The sequence below is a fragment of the Legionella sp. PC997 genome (genome assembly GCF_014109825.1).
Classification (GTDB): Bacteria; Pseudomonadota; Gammaproteobacteria; order Legionellales; family Legionellaceae; genus Legionella.
This window is the reverse complement of the sequence record NZ_CP059576.1, coordinates 2,892,501-2,909,726: the sequence shown is the minus strand read 5'-3', so window position 1 is coordinate 2,909,726 and position 17,226 is coordinate 2,892,501. Positions and strand designations below refer to the sequence as shown.

The following is a 17,226-nucleotide window of genomic DNA, read 5'->3' as shown; positions in this document are numbered from 1 at the left end:
GCATGTAAAAATAAAAAGTAAGGTGAGAGGGGGGCATATGTATAAATTACTTTCAGCTGCAGTGATGATGCTCGTGGTTGCCATAGCGGATGCGGGTAACTTTTATGGCACGGGATTATGTGGATACCCACAATACGATTGTGTTAAGGTGGAATCGGGTCAAAGCTGGGAAACTTTATTCCCAGATCCAAATCAACGTGATATTGTTCAAAGGGTCAATCGTACCTATAACCCTTTATGGGCTGGCAAAATTATCGCTGTACCAAAAAATTTAGCTTATCTCACTGTTTTTGATGTAGCACCATTCCCATTAAAAATCCAGAATGAACATCAAAAGCAAATTATTGTTGATCAGGATAAATTGGCCTTTGGTGCTTATGACGCTGAAGGTAATCTGATGAAATGGGGTCCGATTTCATCAGGAAGAGACCGATGTCCTGATGCCAATCGTTCTTGCCGCACTTTAACTGGGATTTATCGGGTTTTCAGTAAAGAAAATGAAAAATGCGTCTCCGATGTTTTCCCTATAGGGAAAGGTGGCGCAAAGATGCCTTTCTGTATGTTTTTCCATAAAGGTTTCGCATTACATGGCTCCGAAGATATTCCAGGAGTAAGAGCGAGCCATGGATGTGTGCGAATGTTCACCCAAGATGCTAAATGGTTAAATCAAAGCTTTGTAGAATTATCAAGTGAACGAAACAATTTTATGGGTACAACAGTTATTGTACGCCCAATAAATGACAGTGAGTGAGAAATATGATGAATACAATAAATAAAATCACTTCAATTTCATTGATGCTTTCTTTAGGACTCCTATCTGCACAACTTGAAGCAGCAGCCAAACCCAAAAAAAATGATCCTCAAGAGGCGCAGGCCAAAGCGGAAAAAGAGGAGGCACGATTTCCCATAGGATGTAAACCAGTAGGATATAAAGAAAGTTTAAAAGTGTTATCTCTATATCCCGGGAAAGAAGGGGCTTTACAATCTTTGTATTTTTTCTTTAATAAATCACCACAAACGGTCAGTTTATACCAAATGCGTGATGAAAATAGTCAGTATACAACTCGATATAATCATTCAATAGGTGGTCGGCAATGGGCGGCATTAGCTACAGGAGAACCCTTAGTCAAATTTATTTGTACTGCAGGGGATGGTAAAACTTCCTATGGCAAAATTATTGATTGCGCCGATACGATTAAAGTTTGTGAATACGTTAATGTTAAATTTGGTTTGAATAATAAAGGTAATTTTTGGATAGTCGATGGCACAACGAGAAATGGGGCCGTTAATGAAGTCGTGCATTATGGCATAATACCTGGGGTATAAATCTGAAAATAATGATAAAAATCAGGTTAAATTGCCATGCAAAGAGGGAGAATTTTCATGAAATCGCTAGTACCTTGGGTATGTTTATTCGTTGCATCAGCTAGCCAAAATACTTTTGCTGATGATTTCAGTGCTTATCGATTAGGGAATTATAATACTGCGATAGAGCCTTTAATGAGTCAATCAGGGAAAAATGCGGTCGCTGATTACTACTTAGGACGGATTTATCTCTATGGATATGGGCAGTTAAAAAATAGTTTGTTAGCAATACGCTATTTTACCCAATCCGCACAAAAGGGATATCTCCCCGCAATCCAACTGATGGCGAAATATACCTTATTGCATGAAAAAGATCCCCAGCAAGCTTTTACTTGGTTTAAAAAAGCAGCCGATGCAGGGGATGTAGATGCCCAAATGTTTACGGCAGCCGCTTACATGTATGGAGTTGGAGTTAAGAAAAATGTCGATACAGCAACTCGATATTATATTAATGCGGCAAAAAGTGGTAATTCCCTGGCACAATTTACCTTAGCAAAGAATTTTATTGATAGTCGTAATTCCTCAAATCGTAAATTAGGTCTTATTTGGTTAAATAAGGCAGTTGCTAATGGCAATCCTCAAGCCATAACTCGATTGGGCGAGCTTTATCTTGAAGGACAGCTAGTCGATAAAGATGAAAAGAAAGGCGAAGAACTATTAAATCAAGCTGCAGCTCAAGGTTTTGCACCTGCAATGGTCGCTTTAGGGAAATTAGCTTTAGATCAAAATCAAAAAGAACAAGCGTTACAGTGGTTTAATAAAGCCGGTAATCAATCAAGTGATGAAGCATACTTGGACTTGGCCCATCTTTATTTACAGCAAAAAAGTCCAATTTATGATCCGAAAACTGCATTTATGTGGACTTTGAAAGCAGCTCAAGATGGGTTGCCACAAGCGAAACGTGAATTAGGCGAAATGTATCAAAAAGGAATAGGCGTTGAGGCGGATCAAAATTTGGCAAAACAATGGTTGGCTCAGGCGAATCAAGATGAAAGTTCAAAAAATCAGGAGGCCGCTTTAGCGCAAGCCGCCTTGTGGTTAAGCAACGGTACAACCGATAAATTGGAACAAACTGATTTTCAAATGAAAGGAATACTCAGTGCTTGGAACAATCCTGCAGTTTTAGGCGATTTTGCTTATAATCAAGCACCTCAACTGAAAAAAATATTGCGTCAGTCTATTTTTCAGCCCCAATTTGAATTAGTTCAACCTAATGATGTTCCAATCACCAGTTATTACGATGCACTCTTGAGTAAAATCCCAACCTTCCAGGCAAATCAATGGACCTATCCTATTTATCCTTTAGACCCACAACTTTCTGCATTAGAACGGGCGAATTCACCCATATTTGCCCAGTTGAATTTACCCGTGCCTTATCTAGATGCTAATTATTATGATTATGATGATCACTCCCAGGCAAACCTCATGGATTTGTGGACTCAGGGTTGGCAAGCTCAACTTAACTATATGTGTATGTTTAATCATTTATATTTCAGAGCTATATTAGGTGATGCTCAATCGCAGTTTCAAATAGGACAAATGTTCCAATATGGCATAGGTGTAGCACAAAGTGATTCTTCCGCCATTATTTTTTATCAAAACGCGGCACAACAGCAACACTTAGGCGCTGAATACAACTTGGGACTTTTATATTTGCAACACGCAAAGGATAAAAATGATTATCAGCTCGCATTAAATGATTTAACGGATGCAGCATTTAAAGGAAATAAAAAGTCTCAGTATGTTTTGGCAAGAATCCTATCTCAGGGGATAACGGGTTCGGATGGTACCGTATACATCCAACCTAATCCAGAACAAGCAACCTCTATGTTATATCTAGCTGCGGCCAATAATTATGGCCCTGCAGAATATGAACTCGCTGATAGTTTGGCGCGTCAAAAGGATAACGGTTTAAGTGTCAACGTTAGGGCGCACAAAATAGCAATGATTCGCCAATTATATCAAGGAGCAGCAGATAGAGGTATTTCTCAAGCATTATTACCCCTAGCATTTTATAATGCCATGGATAAGGATAAAGCAAGACAAGCCGAAGCTTTTCTGATTGCGAAGGATCAGGCAGCCTCTGGTGATGAAAACGCCGCATTATTGCTAGGATTACTCTATGATCGAGGCGTCGGGGTAAAAGCGGATCCGGGACAAGCGATTGCCTGGTATCAGCAAGCCGGGCAAAACTCAGTAAGCGATTTTATCTTAGGGACATATACAGCTGAAGGGAAGGGTATTGCTCAAGACAAGACCAAGGGAATGGAACAATTACAAAAATCCGTTGATGACAAATTCTCTTATGCAGATTTTAATATGGCTGTGTTGCAAAAAGAAAATGGACAAGAGTTCTTACCTAATCTAATACGATCTTATAAGTTAGGAAATAGTCATGCTGGAATCGTTTTGGCAGATTTCTATTTGGCTGAAAATTCTGATCCTGAGAAAATGGAAGAAGCAAAACAAATTTATAGCGGTTTAGCTGAAAAAGGAGACCAGTATGCCCAATTGAAATTGGCTTTTATGCTCGAAAAAGGTTTGGGCTCTGAACCTAATCTAGCAGAGGCACAACGCTGGTATACTGCATCTGCAGAACAAGGAAATTCTCTTGCTCAGTATCAGTTAGGGCAGTTTTATCAGCTGGGTGAAAATGGTGAGCCAGATTATAATTTGGCGAAGCAGTGGTATGAGAAAGCTGCTTCAGTCTTACCTGAAGCTTCCGTTGCGTTAGGTTTTATTGATGAAACAGTCAATGATAATTATTCCCAGGCTATAAAAGCTTATCAGCAAGCGGCTGCGAAAGGAGATGCTTTAGGGATATATGATTTGGCGTTAATGTACTTATACGGTAAAGGAACGCCAGTCAACTATCAAAAAGCTAGGGATTTGTTTGTTGAAGCCTCAACTCATCAAGTTCATGAAGCAATGAATCAATTAGGAGCAATTTATTTCAATGGCCTCGGGCAGTCTCGTGATACACAACAAGCTTTAGCCTGGTATAAAAAAGCAGCGGCTTTAGGAAATGACAATGCTCTTTACCAGTTGGGCTTATTATCGGAAACAGGAGTTATTACCAAGCTTGATTTTAATGATGCGATTAACTATTACCAACAATCTGCAGATAAAGGGAATGAGAAGGCAATGTTGGCTTTAGCAAGGATGTATCATTACGGGGTGGGTGTTGAGAAAAACCCCAAAATGGCTGCAAGTTTTTATGAAAAACTGGCTGCACGTCAAAACGCTTATGCGCAATATCAATTGGGTACTTATTATTTGGAAGGTACTGCTGGTGAGCGCTCTCTGGCTAAGGGCAAGGAATTATTACAACAAGCCAGTGATAATGGCAGCGTACAGGCACGTAAAGTTTTACAAAGAATGGAAGCTCAAAATCAGGCTCGTGTAAGCTTTATTGAACCTGTGGTAATGAATAAAGCTCCTTTAATTATGGAGCAAAATGCAGATTTTATGTATCTGCAAGCATTAAATGAATGGAATCAGGGGGATGAGATTTTATCCCGAATGATTTTACAACGTTTAGTGACTCAATATCCTAATTTTGTACCGGCAAAACGAGCAATTGAGCGGTTGAACCAGGCAAAATTAGTCAGTATTTATGGTTAATCTATTCTTAAATTCCCGGGCCGTTACCATGACCCGGGAAGTTTTATTTATCGTCTATGAACACACTGTCTCGTTATTCTCAATAGAAAATCCCTTTTAATTTACTCTACTTTCCTTGGGATAAAATCTTGCAAATTTTATAAATTTTACTCAAAATAGCTTTTGATTTATCTAGCTTTTAATAGAAAGTCTAACAATTGACAGGAGTGTCACCATGAAATATACGATAACTTTTTGCGTATTTGATCATACTGTAGGCGGGAATCCTTTTTGGCATGGCTCTTTTTTTCTATCGATGCTGGATGAAAACAAACAATTGCTCGAGGTTGTTGAGGCTTGGGGCTTTTATGGAGTTAGCAGTACTGGAGATAAAAGTAGTTGGTTCGAGCAATTCAAAAACAAATACCATTTAGATGTTGATTTTCAAGGAAATCATGGGATGTTAATCAACGAGGAAGTACGTTTCATGGATCTTGGGCATGGATTACACGGATATACTTTTGAGCTGGATCAGGATAATTTTGAACTGTTACAAAAAAGATGTGCAAAGGCTGTAGCAGAGCAGGAGGCGGCTATTAAAGAAGTAATAGGGGATGGCCAAAATTTTAAAACAGATCCTTCAAAAAAAGGAAGAGTTTATCAAGAAGAGGCCTATTCGAGACAAATTTTTGAAATCGAACAGATAAAAGCAAGAATTGAAGGACGTCCTTCTAGGCTCAAGCCTTTTGATTTCCGTTTATCCTTTGATTTAGCAGGACCCAGTCTGAAAAATTCCAATACCTGCAAAACGAGGGCAGTTTCGCTTTTGGAAGGAATATTATCTGAGGAACAACTTGCTCCATTTAAAAACTCCTCTTTGCCACGATTGATCCCCGGTTTAGAACCTATTCTTTTGCATAGCGAAGGCCCCTTACACACTCATAAAAAAGCATCAGGTAAAGAAGTTTTTTATCGAGATAAGAAACAAGATAAAGAAGTTAAATTATATTGGAGTGTACCCCCACAATGTTTTGATAAGTTATCAGAGGATACTGAAAATCTATTTAAAATAGATGAAACATATCGTGATGAAGTGAAAAACATTGTCAGTCGGTTGCAGCGTTTGGAGTGGTTAATAAGAAATGCATCTTTACCTGAAAAGTACAAAGAATATCAAGAGAGTTTAATCCAGCGTATTATTTCCTGTTATAAGGCATTTGCTACTGTTCAGCTCAAGAATGAAAATAAAGCAACAGGTTGGCAAGGCTCAATTCTTAGTTTCTTTTCTCTACCGAGAAGTTGTGAAGAAAAAAAATTACAAGATAAAATTCAGAGGGCCAAATTGCTTTTTAATTCTCTTTATATGGCTGTAGTAGATGATTGGTCGATCTATGATGAATATCCTTCTGAGACGTCTACAATAGAAGATGCAGAAGATTATAATGTGCTGGAAGCCTTAGCTGCTTATTTATCGACCGAAGATAAAATCAGTTTATGCAAGATAATTGGAAGATCTTATTTGCAGAATGAAGAAACCCCTGAAATGGTGACATTATCTGTTATTAATTAGCATGATCCGAGCCTGGGTGAGGCGCATGCTATAACCCGGGTAATTCAGTGTTGTAAATATGTCTGCTATAAAATCATAGAACAAGATAAAAAGAGATGCTATTAGGATTACACTATTATTTAAGGAGAAAAAGAAATCGAACCGGAATTACCAGTTCGATAGATTCGGATTATCGATTAAGCAGCCATTGCCTTAACACGAGCTACTAGACGACTTTTAATACGAGCAGCTTTATTTTTATGAATTAAACCTTTACAAGCCGCTTTATCAATAATAGGTTGCGCTTTGGTGAATGCTGCATTCGCGGCTTCTTTATCACCTGATTCAACAGCTTTAATTACATTTTTGATGTAAGTGCGGAACATAGAACGTGCACTGGCGTTGTGTTGACGTAGTTTTACGTTTTGGCGAGCACGTTTGATCGCTGATTTAATATTTGCCACTTAAAAATCTCCACTCGTTCAGATGGTACAAAAAGATGATGATCATGCACAATGAGTTAGAATTTGTCAATAGACTTCTTTGTTTCTAAAGTATAAATTGATTCACTCTATGACGGTATGTGTCAATTATGCTCAAATTAATGCGGCGATAGCAAGTTCCAATCATCTCTGGAAATTCAGTTTAATGACCGAAACTTACCATTTAGAATTATGACAGTTGATTTATTTAGGATATTATAAGGCATTTGCCCAGTATAAAAATTATGTCCGCAACAGAAACAGAGATTATGGTCCCTAAAAGACAGAGCTTATTACGTTCAACAACATTGGTTTCAGTAATGACCTTTATTTCACGTATTGTAGGTTTTGTACGTGATATGGTGCTCGCCAATTTTTTTGGTGCTCAAGCTGGGATGGATGCTTTTTTTGTCGCATTCCGCATTCCTAACTTTATGCGTCGTCTTTTTGCAGAAGGAGCATTTGCTCAAGCGTTTGTTCCTGTCCTTGCTGAGTATCAAAAAACTCAATCTCCCACCGATGTGCGGATTTTTATAGCGCGTATTTCAGGATATTTGGGCACAATTCTTAGTGTTGTCACTTTAATCGGGATATTTGCTGCACCCGTGATTATTTTTTTATTTGCTCCTGGTTTTAGTCATGACAGTGACCGTGCAGTATTGGCTACGGAAATGTTGCGTATAACTTTTCCCTTCTTAATGCTCGTTTCGCTAACAGCAATGGCTGGTGCGGTATTAAATACTTATGGCTATTTTGCAATCCCTGCATTTACCCCGGTATTACTGAATATCAGTATGATTCTTGCAGCGATCTATTTATGCCCTCATTTGCCCACACCTGTAATAGGTTTGGCTTGGGGCGTTCTTATTGCTGGCATTGCGCAATTGCTTTTTCAAATTCCATTTTTGCATCAACGCAGTTTATTAGTAAAACCTCAGTTAGTCAGAAATGATGCTGGAGTGAATAAAGTGCTTAAGTTGATGATTCCTGCTTTGTTTGGTGTTTCTATTGCTCAACTTAATTTAATGGTTGATAGTATTTTTGCATCCTTTTTAAAAGTTGGAAGTGTGTCCTGGTTATATTACACCGACCGCCTTACCGATTTTCCATTGGGAGTCTTTGGTGTGGCGATTGCAACTGTGATTCTTCCTCATCTATCTCGGAGGCATGCAGAACAAAGTATTAGCCAATATTCAAGTGCCTTAGATTGGGGATTGCGTTCCATTTTGCTTATAGGAATTCCAGCAGGGTTAGGTTTGTGCTTATTCTCTATGCCATTAATTGCGAGTTGCTTTGCCTATGGAAAATTTACTGCTTATGACGTAATTCAAACTCAAAAAAGCTTAATTACCCTGGGAGCCGGTGTACCTGCTTTTATGATGGTCAAAGTATTGGCCTCTGGGTTTTATGCCCGACAAGACATTAGCACTCCAGTTAAGGTAGGTGCGATATCTATGATCGTAAATACCGTATTATGCTCTATTTTTATTTGGCATTTTGCCCATGCTGGTCTGACTTTAGCTTCCGCATTGGCAGGTTATGTTAATTGCGGTACTTTATTATATTTATTGATTAAACGAGAGGTTTTCAAACCTTCTCCTGGATGGTTAAAATACAGTATGCAATTACTTATTGCTAATATAGCAATTGGCATTTATTTAATTTTAATGAGTGGTACAGTGAGTTACTGGCTTAGTTTTTCGCCTGTAATGCGTTTAAGCGTGCTGTCTGCCCATGTTGTAACTGCAGTAATCATTTATTTGTTCGTTCTGGGATTAACAGGGCTTAGACCTGCCCATTTTCGTGGTCAAGTGAAGGAATAAAACATGCAAACAAACTTATTTTATGAGACTCAATGTGAAAGAGCTATTCCACTTTATTTGATTTCACAAAGTCAATGGGAAGAGGAGCTTTGTATACTTCCTCCGGCGATACAGAATTGCCTTTCCTTGTACCAATTTAAAGGAAAAATAGGTGATTCTTGTTTTATCCAGAATGCAGATGGTTTGATTGATAAAGTCTTTATAGGCACCGGTGATGGGAATCAGAGCCAGGCTTTAGCCAATGCGGCATTAGTTGTTCCTCCTAATATTTATCAGGTACAAGGGGTATGTTCCCAAGAAGGAGCAATAAGTTGGGCTTTGGCGCAATATCGATTTGAAGCATATAAAAAGCAAGAAACTCAACCACGTCGATTAATCGTTCATCCAGATGATTTAAATCCAATTTTGGCATTAGCACAGGCTCATTTTTTAGTAAGGGATTTGATTAACAAACCCACAAGTGATTTAGGCCCCAAAGAATTAGCTGAGGTGGTTGAGCAATTAGCTGAAACACATAAAGCCCAATTCACACAATGGGTCGGTGAGGAATTACTTAAGAATAATTTTCCAGCAATTCATGCTGTTGGGCGTGCCTCTAAATCAGAACCCCGCTTGTTGTCATTAACTTGGGGTGAGGAAAAAAATCCTCGTATCACTCTAGTAGGTAAAGGGGTTTGTTTCGATAGCGGTGGTCTGGATATTAAATCCGCTTCGGGGATGCGATTAATGAAAAAAGATATGGGAGGTGCTGCCCATGTGATAGGTCTTGCGCAATGGATTATGACGCGGAATTTACCCATACGCCTCCAAATGTTTATACCTGCTGTAGAAAACTCTATTGGACCGGACGCATTTAGGCCTGGTGACGTTTTAACCATGCGTAACGGTTTAACTGTGGAAGTACATAATACAGATGCAGAAGGACGATTGGTTTTAGCAGATGCTTTAGTCAAAGCATGCGAAGAACAACCGGATTTACTGATAGATTTTGCGACTTTAACAGGAGCTGCTCGTGTTTCAGTCGGTACGGAGATTGCCGCGCTGTTTACGAATGACGATCACTTAGCTGCAGAAGTAACAGAGGCCTCTTATAAAGTGGTTGATCCCATCTGGCGATTGCCTTTATTTGCACCTTATGAAGAGTTGCTTCGCTCAAATGTAGCTGATTTAGCGAACTCTAGTGATCACCCTTATGCAGGGGCGATTGTCGCAGGATTATTTCTGCAACGTTTCGTAGGGAAATCCATACCTTGGATGCATTTTGATATTATGGCATGGAATTTAGGTAATCGACCAGGAAAACCCGAAGGTGGGGAAGCAATGGGCTTACATACGGTTGCAGAATATTTACTAAAGGTTTATGGATAACGTAAAAGTTGAGTTTAAAAGGAGATTTTGATGTTAATAACATTTCATACAGATGCTTATGAAGATATAACTTATTTTGAAGAGGTAGCTAAGCGTCTGCTTTCTTTAATGGGACATAGCGGTACTATTCCTGGGGCTATCAAATCGGAAAATCTTCCTGAAGCTTTGGCAAAGTTACAAACTGGACTTACAAAAGAAAAAAAAGTTGTCGAAGATGATGATGAAAATGAACCGGAAATAAGTTTGTCAAAGCGAGCCGTTCCTTTAATAAATTTACTGCAAGCTGCTATAAAAAAAGATAAAGATGTACTTTGGGATTAAAGTGAATTATGTGTGGCCTAGGTTCAGCAGCGGACCCAGCTTTTTTGAATGAAATTCTTCATCCGCCCGGTCTCTGCGCTTCACCTCAGGCTAAATGCTCATACTAGAATTATACTGACACCACCTTGTGGATGCTACCCTTGCGCCAGCCGTTGGAATGACAGGATAGCGTTACTTCAATTCAATTTGATGCGTATGCAATTCACATCCTTTAGCGCGATACTCTCGGTACTGCGCGCGACTTAATTCTTTCTCCGTTTCTACATTGGCAACAATTTGCATAACTCGTTTGAATTTGGAGTAAAAATCTGGAATATAATCCGCAAGATTCAGCAAGATGTCGTTGAATCCTCGAGGTTCGCGTTCATAACCGATCTGAATTGGAGGCGGGGGCTCAGGGCCTTCGCCTTGTAAATTATGTGGAATAAAGCTGTCGTCTTTAAAAGTCCACAGGAGTTCATCGAGAAGTTCTGCATCATGTTTGTTGTTACACAATACGTAAACCTTATGGCCTTTAGCATAAGCTTTTTCCAAAAGTCGACAAGCAACCGACCAACGTGCATCATTTTGGTCGCTCGCTAATAAATAAAAATCAATGCGAATTGATGGCATGGCGTATTATCTGAGTTAGTAAAGGAACTGGTCTGCCCGTGGCATTACGATTTTTTCCAAAAATCCATGCTGTACCTGCTATATCTAAATGGGCCCAGCGATACTTTTCTGTAAACCGAGACAAAAAACAAGCAGCGGTGATGCTACTTGCGGTACGATCAAAGCCTGCATTGATCATATCAGCTAGAGGGCTATCCAGTGCGTCTTGATATTCATCATCTAAAGGCATACGCCAGACTCTATCATTACTTTCCTTAGCAGCATCCTCAATCAATTTTGCTAGCTCTTCATCCTGAGTCATAAAACCTGATGCAACAGTACCCAGCGCCACAATAATTCCGCCTGTAAGCGTTGCCACATCGATGACAAATTGCGGCTGATAACGCTCTGCATAAGTCAGTGCATCGGCCAAAACCAAACGACCCTCTGCATCGGTATTAATGATTTCTACTGTCTGTCCCGACATGCTGGTAACAATATCACCGGATTTAACGGAAGTGCCACTCACCATATTTTCCGCACTGGCAATTAAACCAATCACGTGAACAGGTAGCTTTAGCAAAGCGCATGCTTTTAAAGTACCTAGCACACTGGCAGCGCCAGACATATCATATTTCATTTCGTCCATTGCATTGGCTGGCTTGATGGATAATCCACCGGAATCAAAAGTTATTCCTTTGCCTACCAGAATTATTGGAGGTGTATCATTTGCTCCTTTGTAATGGATATCTATGAGTCTTGGAGGTTGGGCTGAACCCTGTGCTACTGCTAATAAGGTTTCCATACCCATCTGATGCATTTCATCCGGTCCCATCACTTTGCAGTTCATATTTTGTGCAAATTCTTTAGCTAATTGTATTGCTTGCTCCCCCAAATAGGTAGGAGTACATATATTGGCGGGCATATTAGCCAGATGGCGGGTTAATTCAACACCTGCTGCAATGGATTGACCTAATTTTAATCCTTCTTCACTCGCATTTGGCAAATAAAAAGTTATTATTTCCAATTGATGTGGTTTGGCTTTTTTCTTTTTAAAATCGAGTAATTGGTAGCGTTGATTGTCGATCTGAATAATCATTTGCTCCAGTTGCCAATCTGCTGAATATTGAGGTATCTGTGGCAAACATATTGTGGCAGAACGAACCCGATGTTTGATTAAAGCTCCAGTAATCTCAGTAACTCTTTTTTTAAGCTGAGAGGGCGTAAATTTGGCTTGTTCACCACATTGAATGATTAATAAACTACCTTCCAGATCATGATGCCATAGCATATCACCCGGTTCAGGTGTTTTTTTAATCAGTCTACTGACTAAACCATAATGTTCCTTACTTAGGGCAAGATTAGATAGTTCAGTATCAGAAAATACTCCAAGAACAAGGCATTCACTACTCGAGAAATTTGGTTTTTGCGTTAATCCGTAATTCATTTTATGGATCCCTGATGTCTGGATACCTGGGTAAAGCGCAATGCAACCCGGGAATTTAATTAACCTGGGCTGCGCTCACCCAGACTACGTTTTGATTGTAGTTTACCTGAACTGTCGTCATTTTTTAAACACAGTGGCATTTTTCGCGCTGGCTGGGAATATCTCATAAAACAAAGTACGGAATTAATTTGTGGGATTTATTCCCGCCAGGGCGGAATGGCACTATAAGCAATGACACTAATATAAAAAAGTTCCCTATAATAACTCGAAAAATACTACAAAAAAAGTGAGGATAGTGTACTCAAATTATGTTTGATTTCAAACAGGCAGCTTACAGTCTTTTAATGGTTGTGCTGGTACAACAATTTGGACATTTATTCCTTTAATGGTTGGGCTATCTATTACTTTTTCAAGATATTCAATCAATGGAACATCAACTACTTTTCCGTATTCTGACGAAGCTTGTCGAAAATATAATTGACCCTTATTTCGAATTGCAAAACCTAAATGCGAAATATTTAATGCAGTACCGATTTTTTGACTTATATCCCAATTTGGTCTTACGATTTCGATGATGGCACCATTAGGAATTTGGGCAAATAAATACATATTGGGTTTATTTTTTTCCAAAAATAAAGTAGTGAGGGGAAGATAAGGAACTTCTTCGGAAATAGTTTCCAATTGGGCTCCCTTCCTTTTTAATTCAACTAATCGTTCGTCTTCGTTCCCCTTATCACCGTTTGCTAATCTAATGGTTCCAACAGTTTTATAGGCATACCAATTGGGTTTATTAACGAGTGCATTAGCAACTTTGGCTACGGGTTGGTTATTTTGATCTTTTATAGTAAGTGTAATGTCTCTGAGAATTCCATTTCGCTGATTATTATGATTCCAATCCAGGCCGGTAAAATGGTTACGTTGTAGATAAGAAACAGTCCCGTTCTTATAGCGTATATTTTTTATGCATTGTTGAAACGATGTAAGTGAATTGGCCATCGCTAATGAGACAACTGTGTTAACGTAGGTATCACAATCGAACGCATCAACACGGTATTGTGGGTATTGATCGTATCGAGCCTCTGGTCCTTCCCCTAAGGAGCCAAGGACATATGGTACGCCTAAAAATTGGCTACTGACCCAATCTATTCTGTCAGACATGGAACTATTCGGCATGCTGCCCAGTCTATGATATAGTTCTTCTATTGAGGAGTTAGCTTGTTTTTGAGTACTATCTGAGTCAAAAGCATGACTTGGAAAAGAAATGAAAAAACAGGCTATAACTGTCAGATGTTTTAAGGGAGTAAGTGTGTACTTCATTCGTTATTTCTATCTCAAGCCAAGTAAAGACTACATTTTAACCCGTTCCAAAGTGTGGAGGCAAGGATGCTCAATTTAATTTGGCTAGGAATGATACTACTTTCTGTAGTTGTTGGCGTAATTGAAGGACGTATTGATGAGGTCGCACGTGCTGTCACAGAATCGGCAAAAATAGGCTTTGAAATCGCTCTTGGTCTAGCAGGAATTATGTCGTTATGGCTGGGGATTATGTCTATAGCAAATGAGTCCGGCCTGGTTTCCTTATTGGGAAAAATACTTCGCCCGATTTTAAGACGATTATTCCCTGATATTCCTACCGAACATCCCGCAATGGGGGCGATGACTATGAATATTGCTGCAAATATGCTGGGTCTTGCCAACGCAGCAACTCCATTTGGACTTCAAGCAATGAAAGAACTACAAACACTGAATCAGCACACCAAAATTGCGACAAATTCCATGTGTACTTTCTTAGCAATAAACACTTCGAGCGTACAATTAATTCCTGCGACGGCAATTGCCTATTTGGCGACAAATGGAAGTACAAATCCAAGCAGCGTTATAGTCAGTTCATTGATCGCAACGAGCATTTCTACTTTGGTTGCCATTATTTCTGTAAAACAATTGGCAAAATTACCGATGTTTCGTGTTGAAGGGAAAAATAGCTTATGAGTGGGTTTGCCAATCAATTGTCCAATTGGATGCTTTTATTTTTTGTTGTTGGAATTCCTTTATATGCTGCAGCAGTAAAAAAAATTAACGTATTTGACGCATTTATTGTGGGTGCGAAACAAGGTTTTGATACGATTTTAAGCGTAGTACCTTATTTGATCGCAATGATAGTTGCTATAGGTATGCTCAGGGCCTCAGGTTTCTTTAGTTTAATGGCCAATCTTCTGGCGCCACTTTTAGCGATGATTGGCATGCCACCAGAAGTATTACCCTTGGCTTTAATTCGGCCCTTTTCTGGAAGTGCTTCAACAGGGATGATGGCAGAATTGATTCACCAACATGGGGGAGATTCACTCATTGCCAAAATTGCAGCAACGATGATGGGAAGTACCGAAACCACATTTTATGTTATTGCCGTATATTTTGGCGCTGTAGGAATCCGACGCACACGACATGCTATCCCCGCTGGTTTACTGGCTGATCTGGCCGGAATTATTGCGTCAGTAGTAGTTTGTCGCTATTTATTCGGATGAGAAACCCTAAGAGTTTTTTCATTGACAGCACCCCATGCAGAGCTAAATGGCAAGCTCGAAGAGTTGGCGCACGCCGATTCATGCGCTCTGTAGATTAGCCCATTTTTGTTTTTTTCTTGCCTTTACTTTTGCTTTTGCGGGCATACTTGGTTTTTTCCATTGATTTCATATGAGCAAACACATTACGCACCTTTGCCTTGAATTGAGCCATTTCCCGCGCAGGAACAGGGGATGCTGTAGGCAAATAGGTTGTCGTTGGGTTTCTTGGTTGATTATGGACATGGAGTTCATAATGGCAATGAGGCCCGGTGGCAAGACCAGTTTGACCTACATAGCCAATAACTTGTCCTCGTCTTATTCTGCTTCCTTTAGATAGACCTTTTGCAAATCGAAGCATGTGCCCATAAAGCGTGCTATATGTTTTATCATGTTTGACCTCAATCATATTACCGTAGCCATTATGTCTACCGATATTAACAATTGTCCCATCACCAACCGATTGAATAGGAGTTCCTATGGGCGCTGCAAGATCGATTCCTTTGTGGGCTCTCTTGTAGTGTAATATGGGATGATATCTTGAAGTGGTAAAAGTTGAACTGATATGGCTAAATTTAATGGGATATCGTGAGAATGCTTTTTTAAAGCTTTCTCCTTTAGGAGTATAGTAGTCTCGCGTACCATTTCTACTAATATGGCGTACAGCCTCAGCGGTTTTACCTTGGTTGGTATAGCTCACGGCAACAACATCGCCTATACCCACCATTTTCTCTTCTACATATAACGTTTCATAGGCAATAGAAAATTTATCTCCACTACGAACAGAACGCGAAAAATCTATTTCTTTACGTAAGATTGTAGTCATTTGCTGAATTAATTTTCTGGGGATCCCTAACTGTTGGGCTGTGCCTAATAAGGAACCTTTGACTACACCTGTAACATAACGCTCCTGGGTTTTTACTTTTTTGGAATCAACTTTCGTTTTATAAACGGCTCCATCCCTATACACTGTAAGTGTTTGTATTGTGTTCATCGGGATAATTAATTTTTCCAACTTATTCTTATTAATTAGAAATTTCAATTCTTGACTGGGTTTTATTGCGGTTAGAGCTTTAGCATAGGGGTTTTTTTGCATAACTAATTGTAGATTTTGGGCAGTTAACCCAAGACGCTTAAAAATAGTGGCCATGGAGTCACCAGATCGAGGCCTGAGGGTTTGCCATTCATTGTCCTTGGTAATCTTTTTAACGGGCTGAACCGTTTTAACAGCGTTTTCTACAACAGTTTTAGCGGTATCTTCCGTAAGATCGGGCTTTGACTCTTCAACAATTTGTTCTGCTTCATTCTGAAATGCATTTTCTGAATAAGTTTCATCTTGATACTCTTCATCCTCATCAAGATCGGGTAAGGCAATAGACTGAGTTGTAGGGATCTGGTGTGGATTATGGGAAAACTTTTTTACAAGGAAATAGGGTAGCGAAAAGGCAATAATCAAGGCAAAACCCATTAATACCTTAGATGGATTAGATTTTTTATTTTTATTCGTTTTTCTTTTTTCGATATATATATAAGGTTTTTTATCCATTGTTTGCCTATACATTGCCATCCGGAATCATGCTATTGTCTGCATTTATTAAATTTCGGGTGACAAATTATCTTAAATCACCTATTAGGTATGGCAGGAAATTGCCAACCGGGCTAAGATACTCGGTGTGAGAAGATAGGTCAATCATTTATAAAGGTTTTGATGTCATGATAGTTGAAGATTCAGTTTGTTCCGAGCTTGTAAGGGGCTGTGAAGAGGTACTTCCCCAGCATGAATTGGAAAAAAAATTACAAAAAGGAACTCCCTTAAAAATAAAAGCAGGCTTTGATCCCACTGCACCTGATTTGCATTTGGGACATACTGTATTACTTAATAAATTACGGCAATTTCAACAATATGGTCATGAGGTCATTTTTTTAATTGGTGATTTCACGGCGATGATTGGCGATCCAACTGGGAAGAATGTAACTCGTTTGCCGCTTAGCCCAGAAACGGTTCTTAATAATGCTAAGACCTATCAAGAGCAGGTTTTTAAAATTTTAGATCCTCATAAAACACGAGTAGCATTTAACTCTCATTGGCTTGCAAAATTTAATGCCACAGATTTAATTC

The 17,226-nt window shown here is 39.2% G+C and carries 15 protein-coding genes (1 of these 15 cut by a window edge); 10 read left to right on the top strand and 5 right to left on the bottom strand.

Annotated features, from left to right (window positions below; all coding sequences use genetic code 11):
* Positions 1 to 37: 37 nt before the first annotated feature.
* The 4 genes from HBNCFIEN_RS12590 (at position 38) to HBNCFIEN_RS12575 (ending at position 6,538) form a co-directional block, all read left to right on the top strand.
* Positions 38 to 751 (top strand): L,D-transpeptidase, encoded by a 714-nt coding sequence (locus tag HBNCFIEN_RS12590; RefSeq protein ID WP_182391422.1) that lies wholly within the window; start codon positions 38 to 40, stop codon positions 749 to 751.
* An 8-nt stretch (positions 752 to 759) separates the two neighbouring features.
* Positions 760 to 1,326 (top strand): endopeptidase IV, encoded by a 567-nt coding sequence (locus HBNCFIEN_RS12585; RefSeq protein ID WP_182393697.1) that lies wholly within the window; start codon positions 760 to 762, stop codon positions 1,324 to 1,326.
* 57 nt (positions 1,327 to 1,383) lie between these two features.
* On the top strand, positions 1,384 to 4,989 hold the full coding sequence (locus HBNCFIEN_RS12580; RefSeq protein WP_182391421.1) for an SEL1-like repeat protein: 3,606 nt from the start codon (positions 1,384 to 1,386) through the stop codon (positions 4,987 to 4,989).
* Positions 4,990 to 5,203: 214 nt separating this feature from the next.
* Positions 5,204 to 6,538 (top strand): hypothetical protein, encoded by a 1,335-nt coding sequence (locus HBNCFIEN_RS12575; protein ID WP_182391420.1) that lies wholly within the window; start codon positions 5,204 to 5,206, stop codon positions 6,536 to 6,538.
* Between the two features lie 176 nt (positions 6,539 to 6,714).
* On the opposite strand, the gene rpsT is transcribed toward HBNCFIEN_RS12575, so the two are convergent.
* Positions 6,715 to 6,981, bottom strand: coding sequence for a 30S ribosomal protein S20 (rpsT, locus tag HBNCFIEN_RS12570; protein ID WP_182391419.1), 267 nt, complete (start codon positions 6,979 to 6,981; stop codon positions 6,715 to 6,717).
* 263 nt (positions 6,982 to 7,244) lie between these two features.
* Between rpsT and murJ the strand changes: the two genes are divergently transcribed.
* The 3 genes from murJ to HBNCFIEN_RS12555 are packed head-to-tail and all read left to right on the top strand — an operon-like array spanning position 7,245 to position 10,511.
* Complete coding sequence (gene murJ, locus HBNCFIEN_RS12565; protein WP_182391418.1) at positions 7,245 to 8,822, top strand: murein biosynthesis integral membrane protein MurJ; 1,578 nt, start codon at positions 7,245 to 7,247, stop codon at positions 8,820 to 8,822.
* Between the two features lie 3 nt (positions 8,823 to 8,825).
* Positions 8,826 to 10,190, top strand: coding sequence for a M17 family metallopeptidase (locus tag HBNCFIEN_RS12560; RefSeq protein ID WP_182391417.1), 1,365 nt, complete (start codon positions 8,826 to 8,828; stop codon positions 10,188 to 10,190).
* A gap of 30 nt (positions 10,191 to 10,220) precedes the next feature.
* Positions 10,221 to 10,511 carry a DUF1840 domain-containing protein gene (locus tag HBNCFIEN_RS12555; protein WP_182391416.1) on the top strand — a complete coding sequence of 97 codons (291 nt, stop codon included), beginning with the start codon at positions 10,221 to 10,223 and terminating at the stop codon, positions 10,509 to 10,511.
* A gap of 171 nt (positions 10,512 to 10,682) precedes the next feature.
* Here the strand turns inward: HBNCFIEN_RS12555 and HBNCFIEN_RS12550 are convergent, their stop codons facing one another.
* From HBNCFIEN_RS12550 to HBNCFIEN_RS12540, 3 genes are all read right to left on the bottom strand, one after another.
* Positions 10,683 to 11,123, bottom strand: a complete 441-nt coding sequence (locus tag HBNCFIEN_RS12550) for a DNA polymerase III subunit chi (protein WP_182391415.1) — start codon at positions 11,121 to 11,123, stop codon at positions 10,683 to 10,685.
* The gene (locus HBNCFIEN_RS12545; protein WP_182391414.1) at positions 11,104 to 12,549 is read right to left on the bottom strand and encodes a leucyl aminopeptidase; all 1,446 of its coding nucleotides are present in this window, start codon (positions 12,547 to 12,549) and stop codon (positions 11,104 to 11,106) included. Before HBNCFIEN_RS12545 ends, HBNCFIEN_RS12550 begins: the two co-directional genes overlap by 20 nt.
* Before the next feature lie 318 nt (positions 12,550 to 12,867).
* On the bottom strand, positions 12,868 to 13,866 hold the full coding sequence (locus HBNCFIEN_RS12540; protein ID WP_182391413.1) for an N-acetylmuramoyl-L-alanine amidase-like domain-containing protein: 999 nt from the start codon (positions 13,864 to 13,866) through the stop codon (positions 12,868 to 12,870).
* Between the two features lie 66 nt (positions 13,867 to 13,932).
* On the opposite strand from HBNCFIEN_RS12540, the gene HBNCFIEN_RS12535 reads away from it, so the two are divergent.
* Both HBNCFIEN_RS12535 and HBNCFIEN_RS12530 read left to right on the top strand, forming a co-directional pair.
* Positions 13,933 to 14,538, top strand: coding sequence for a nucleoside recognition domain-containing protein (locus HBNCFIEN_RS12535; RefSeq protein ID WP_182391412.1), 606 nt, complete (start codon positions 13,933 to 13,935; stop codon positions 14,536 to 14,538).
* Positions 14,535 to 15,071, top strand: coding sequence for a spore maturation protein (locus HBNCFIEN_RS12530; protein ID WP_182391411.1), 537 nt, complete (start codon positions 14,535 to 14,537; stop codon positions 15,069 to 15,071). The genes HBNCFIEN_RS12535 and HBNCFIEN_RS12530 overlap by 4 nt, the downstream gene beginning before the upstream one ends.
* 94 nt (positions 15,072 to 15,165) lie before the next feature.
* Here the strand turns inward: HBNCFIEN_RS12530 and HBNCFIEN_RS12525 are convergent, their stop codons facing one another.
* Positions 15,166 to 16,653 carry a peptidoglycan DD-metalloendopeptidase family protein gene (locus HBNCFIEN_RS12525; RefSeq protein WP_182391410.1) on the bottom strand — a complete coding sequence of 496 codons (1,488 nt, stop codon included), beginning with the start codon at positions 16,651 to 16,653 and terminating at the stop codon, positions 15,166 to 15,168.
* 167 nt (positions 16,654 to 16,820) lie between these two features.
* Between HBNCFIEN_RS12525 and tyrS the strand changes: the two genes are divergently transcribed.
* A protein-coding gene (gene tyrS, locus HBNCFIEN_RS12520) for a tyrosine--tRNA ligase (RefSeq protein WP_182391409.1) crosses the window boundary here: on the top strand, positions 16,821 to 17,226 show its 5' end (the start). It continues 791 nt past the right edge of the window; only the first 406 of its 1,197 coding nucleotides appear in the window; its start codon is at positions 16,821 to 16,823; its stop codon lies off the right edge, out of view.

Coding starts and splice junctions, on each gene's coding strand:
- HBNCFIEN_RS12560 (WP_182391417.1), top strand. CDS start 8,826: ATGCAAACAAACTTATTTTATGAGACTCAATGTGAAAGAGCTATTCCA.
- HBNCFIEN_RS12575 (WP_182391420.1), top strand. CDS start 5,204: ATGAAATATACGATAACTTTTTGCGTATTTGATCATACTGTAGGCGGG.
- HBNCFIEN_RS12545 (WP_182391414.1), bottom strand. CDS start 12,549: ATGAATTACGGATTAACGCAAAAACCAAATTTCTCGAGTAGTGAATGC.
- HBNCFIEN_RS12555 (WP_182391416.1), top strand. CDS start 10,221: ATGTTAATAACATTTCATACAGATGCTTATGAAGATATAACTTATTTT.
- HBNCFIEN_RS12530 (WP_182391411.1), top strand. CDS start 14,535: ATGAGTGGGTTTGCCAATCAATTGTCCAATTGGATGCTTTTATTTTTT.
- murJ (WP_182391418.1), top strand. CDS start 7,245: ATGTCCGCAACAGAAACAGAGATTATGGTCCCTAAAAGACAGAGCTTA.
- HBNCFIEN_RS12585 (WP_182393697.1), top strand. CDS start 760: ATGAATACAATAAATAAAATCACTTCAATTTCATTGATGCTTTCTTTA.
- HBNCFIEN_RS12590 (WP_182391422.1), top strand. CDS start 38: ATGTATAAATTACTTTCAGCTGCAGTGATGATGCTCGTGGTTGCCATA.
- HBNCFIEN_RS12540 (WP_182391413.1), bottom strand. CDS start 13,866: ATGAAGTACACACTTACTCCCTTAAAACATCTGACAGTTATAGCCTGT.
- HBNCFIEN_RS12535 (WP_182391412.1), top strand. CDS start 13,933: ATGCTCAATTTAATTTGGCTAGGAATGATACTACTTTCTGTAGTTGTT.
- HBNCFIEN_RS12525 (WP_182391410.1), bottom strand. CDS start 16,653: ATGGATAAAAAACCTTATATATATATCGAAAAAAGAAAAACGAATAAA.
- HBNCFIEN_RS12580 (WP_182391421.1), top strand. CDS start 1,384: ATGAAATCGCTAGTACCTTGGGTATGTTTATTCGTTGCATCAGCTAGC.
- HBNCFIEN_RS12550 (WP_182391415.1), bottom strand. CDS start 11,123: ATGCCATCAATTCGCATTGATTTTTATTTATTAGCGAGCGACCAAAAT.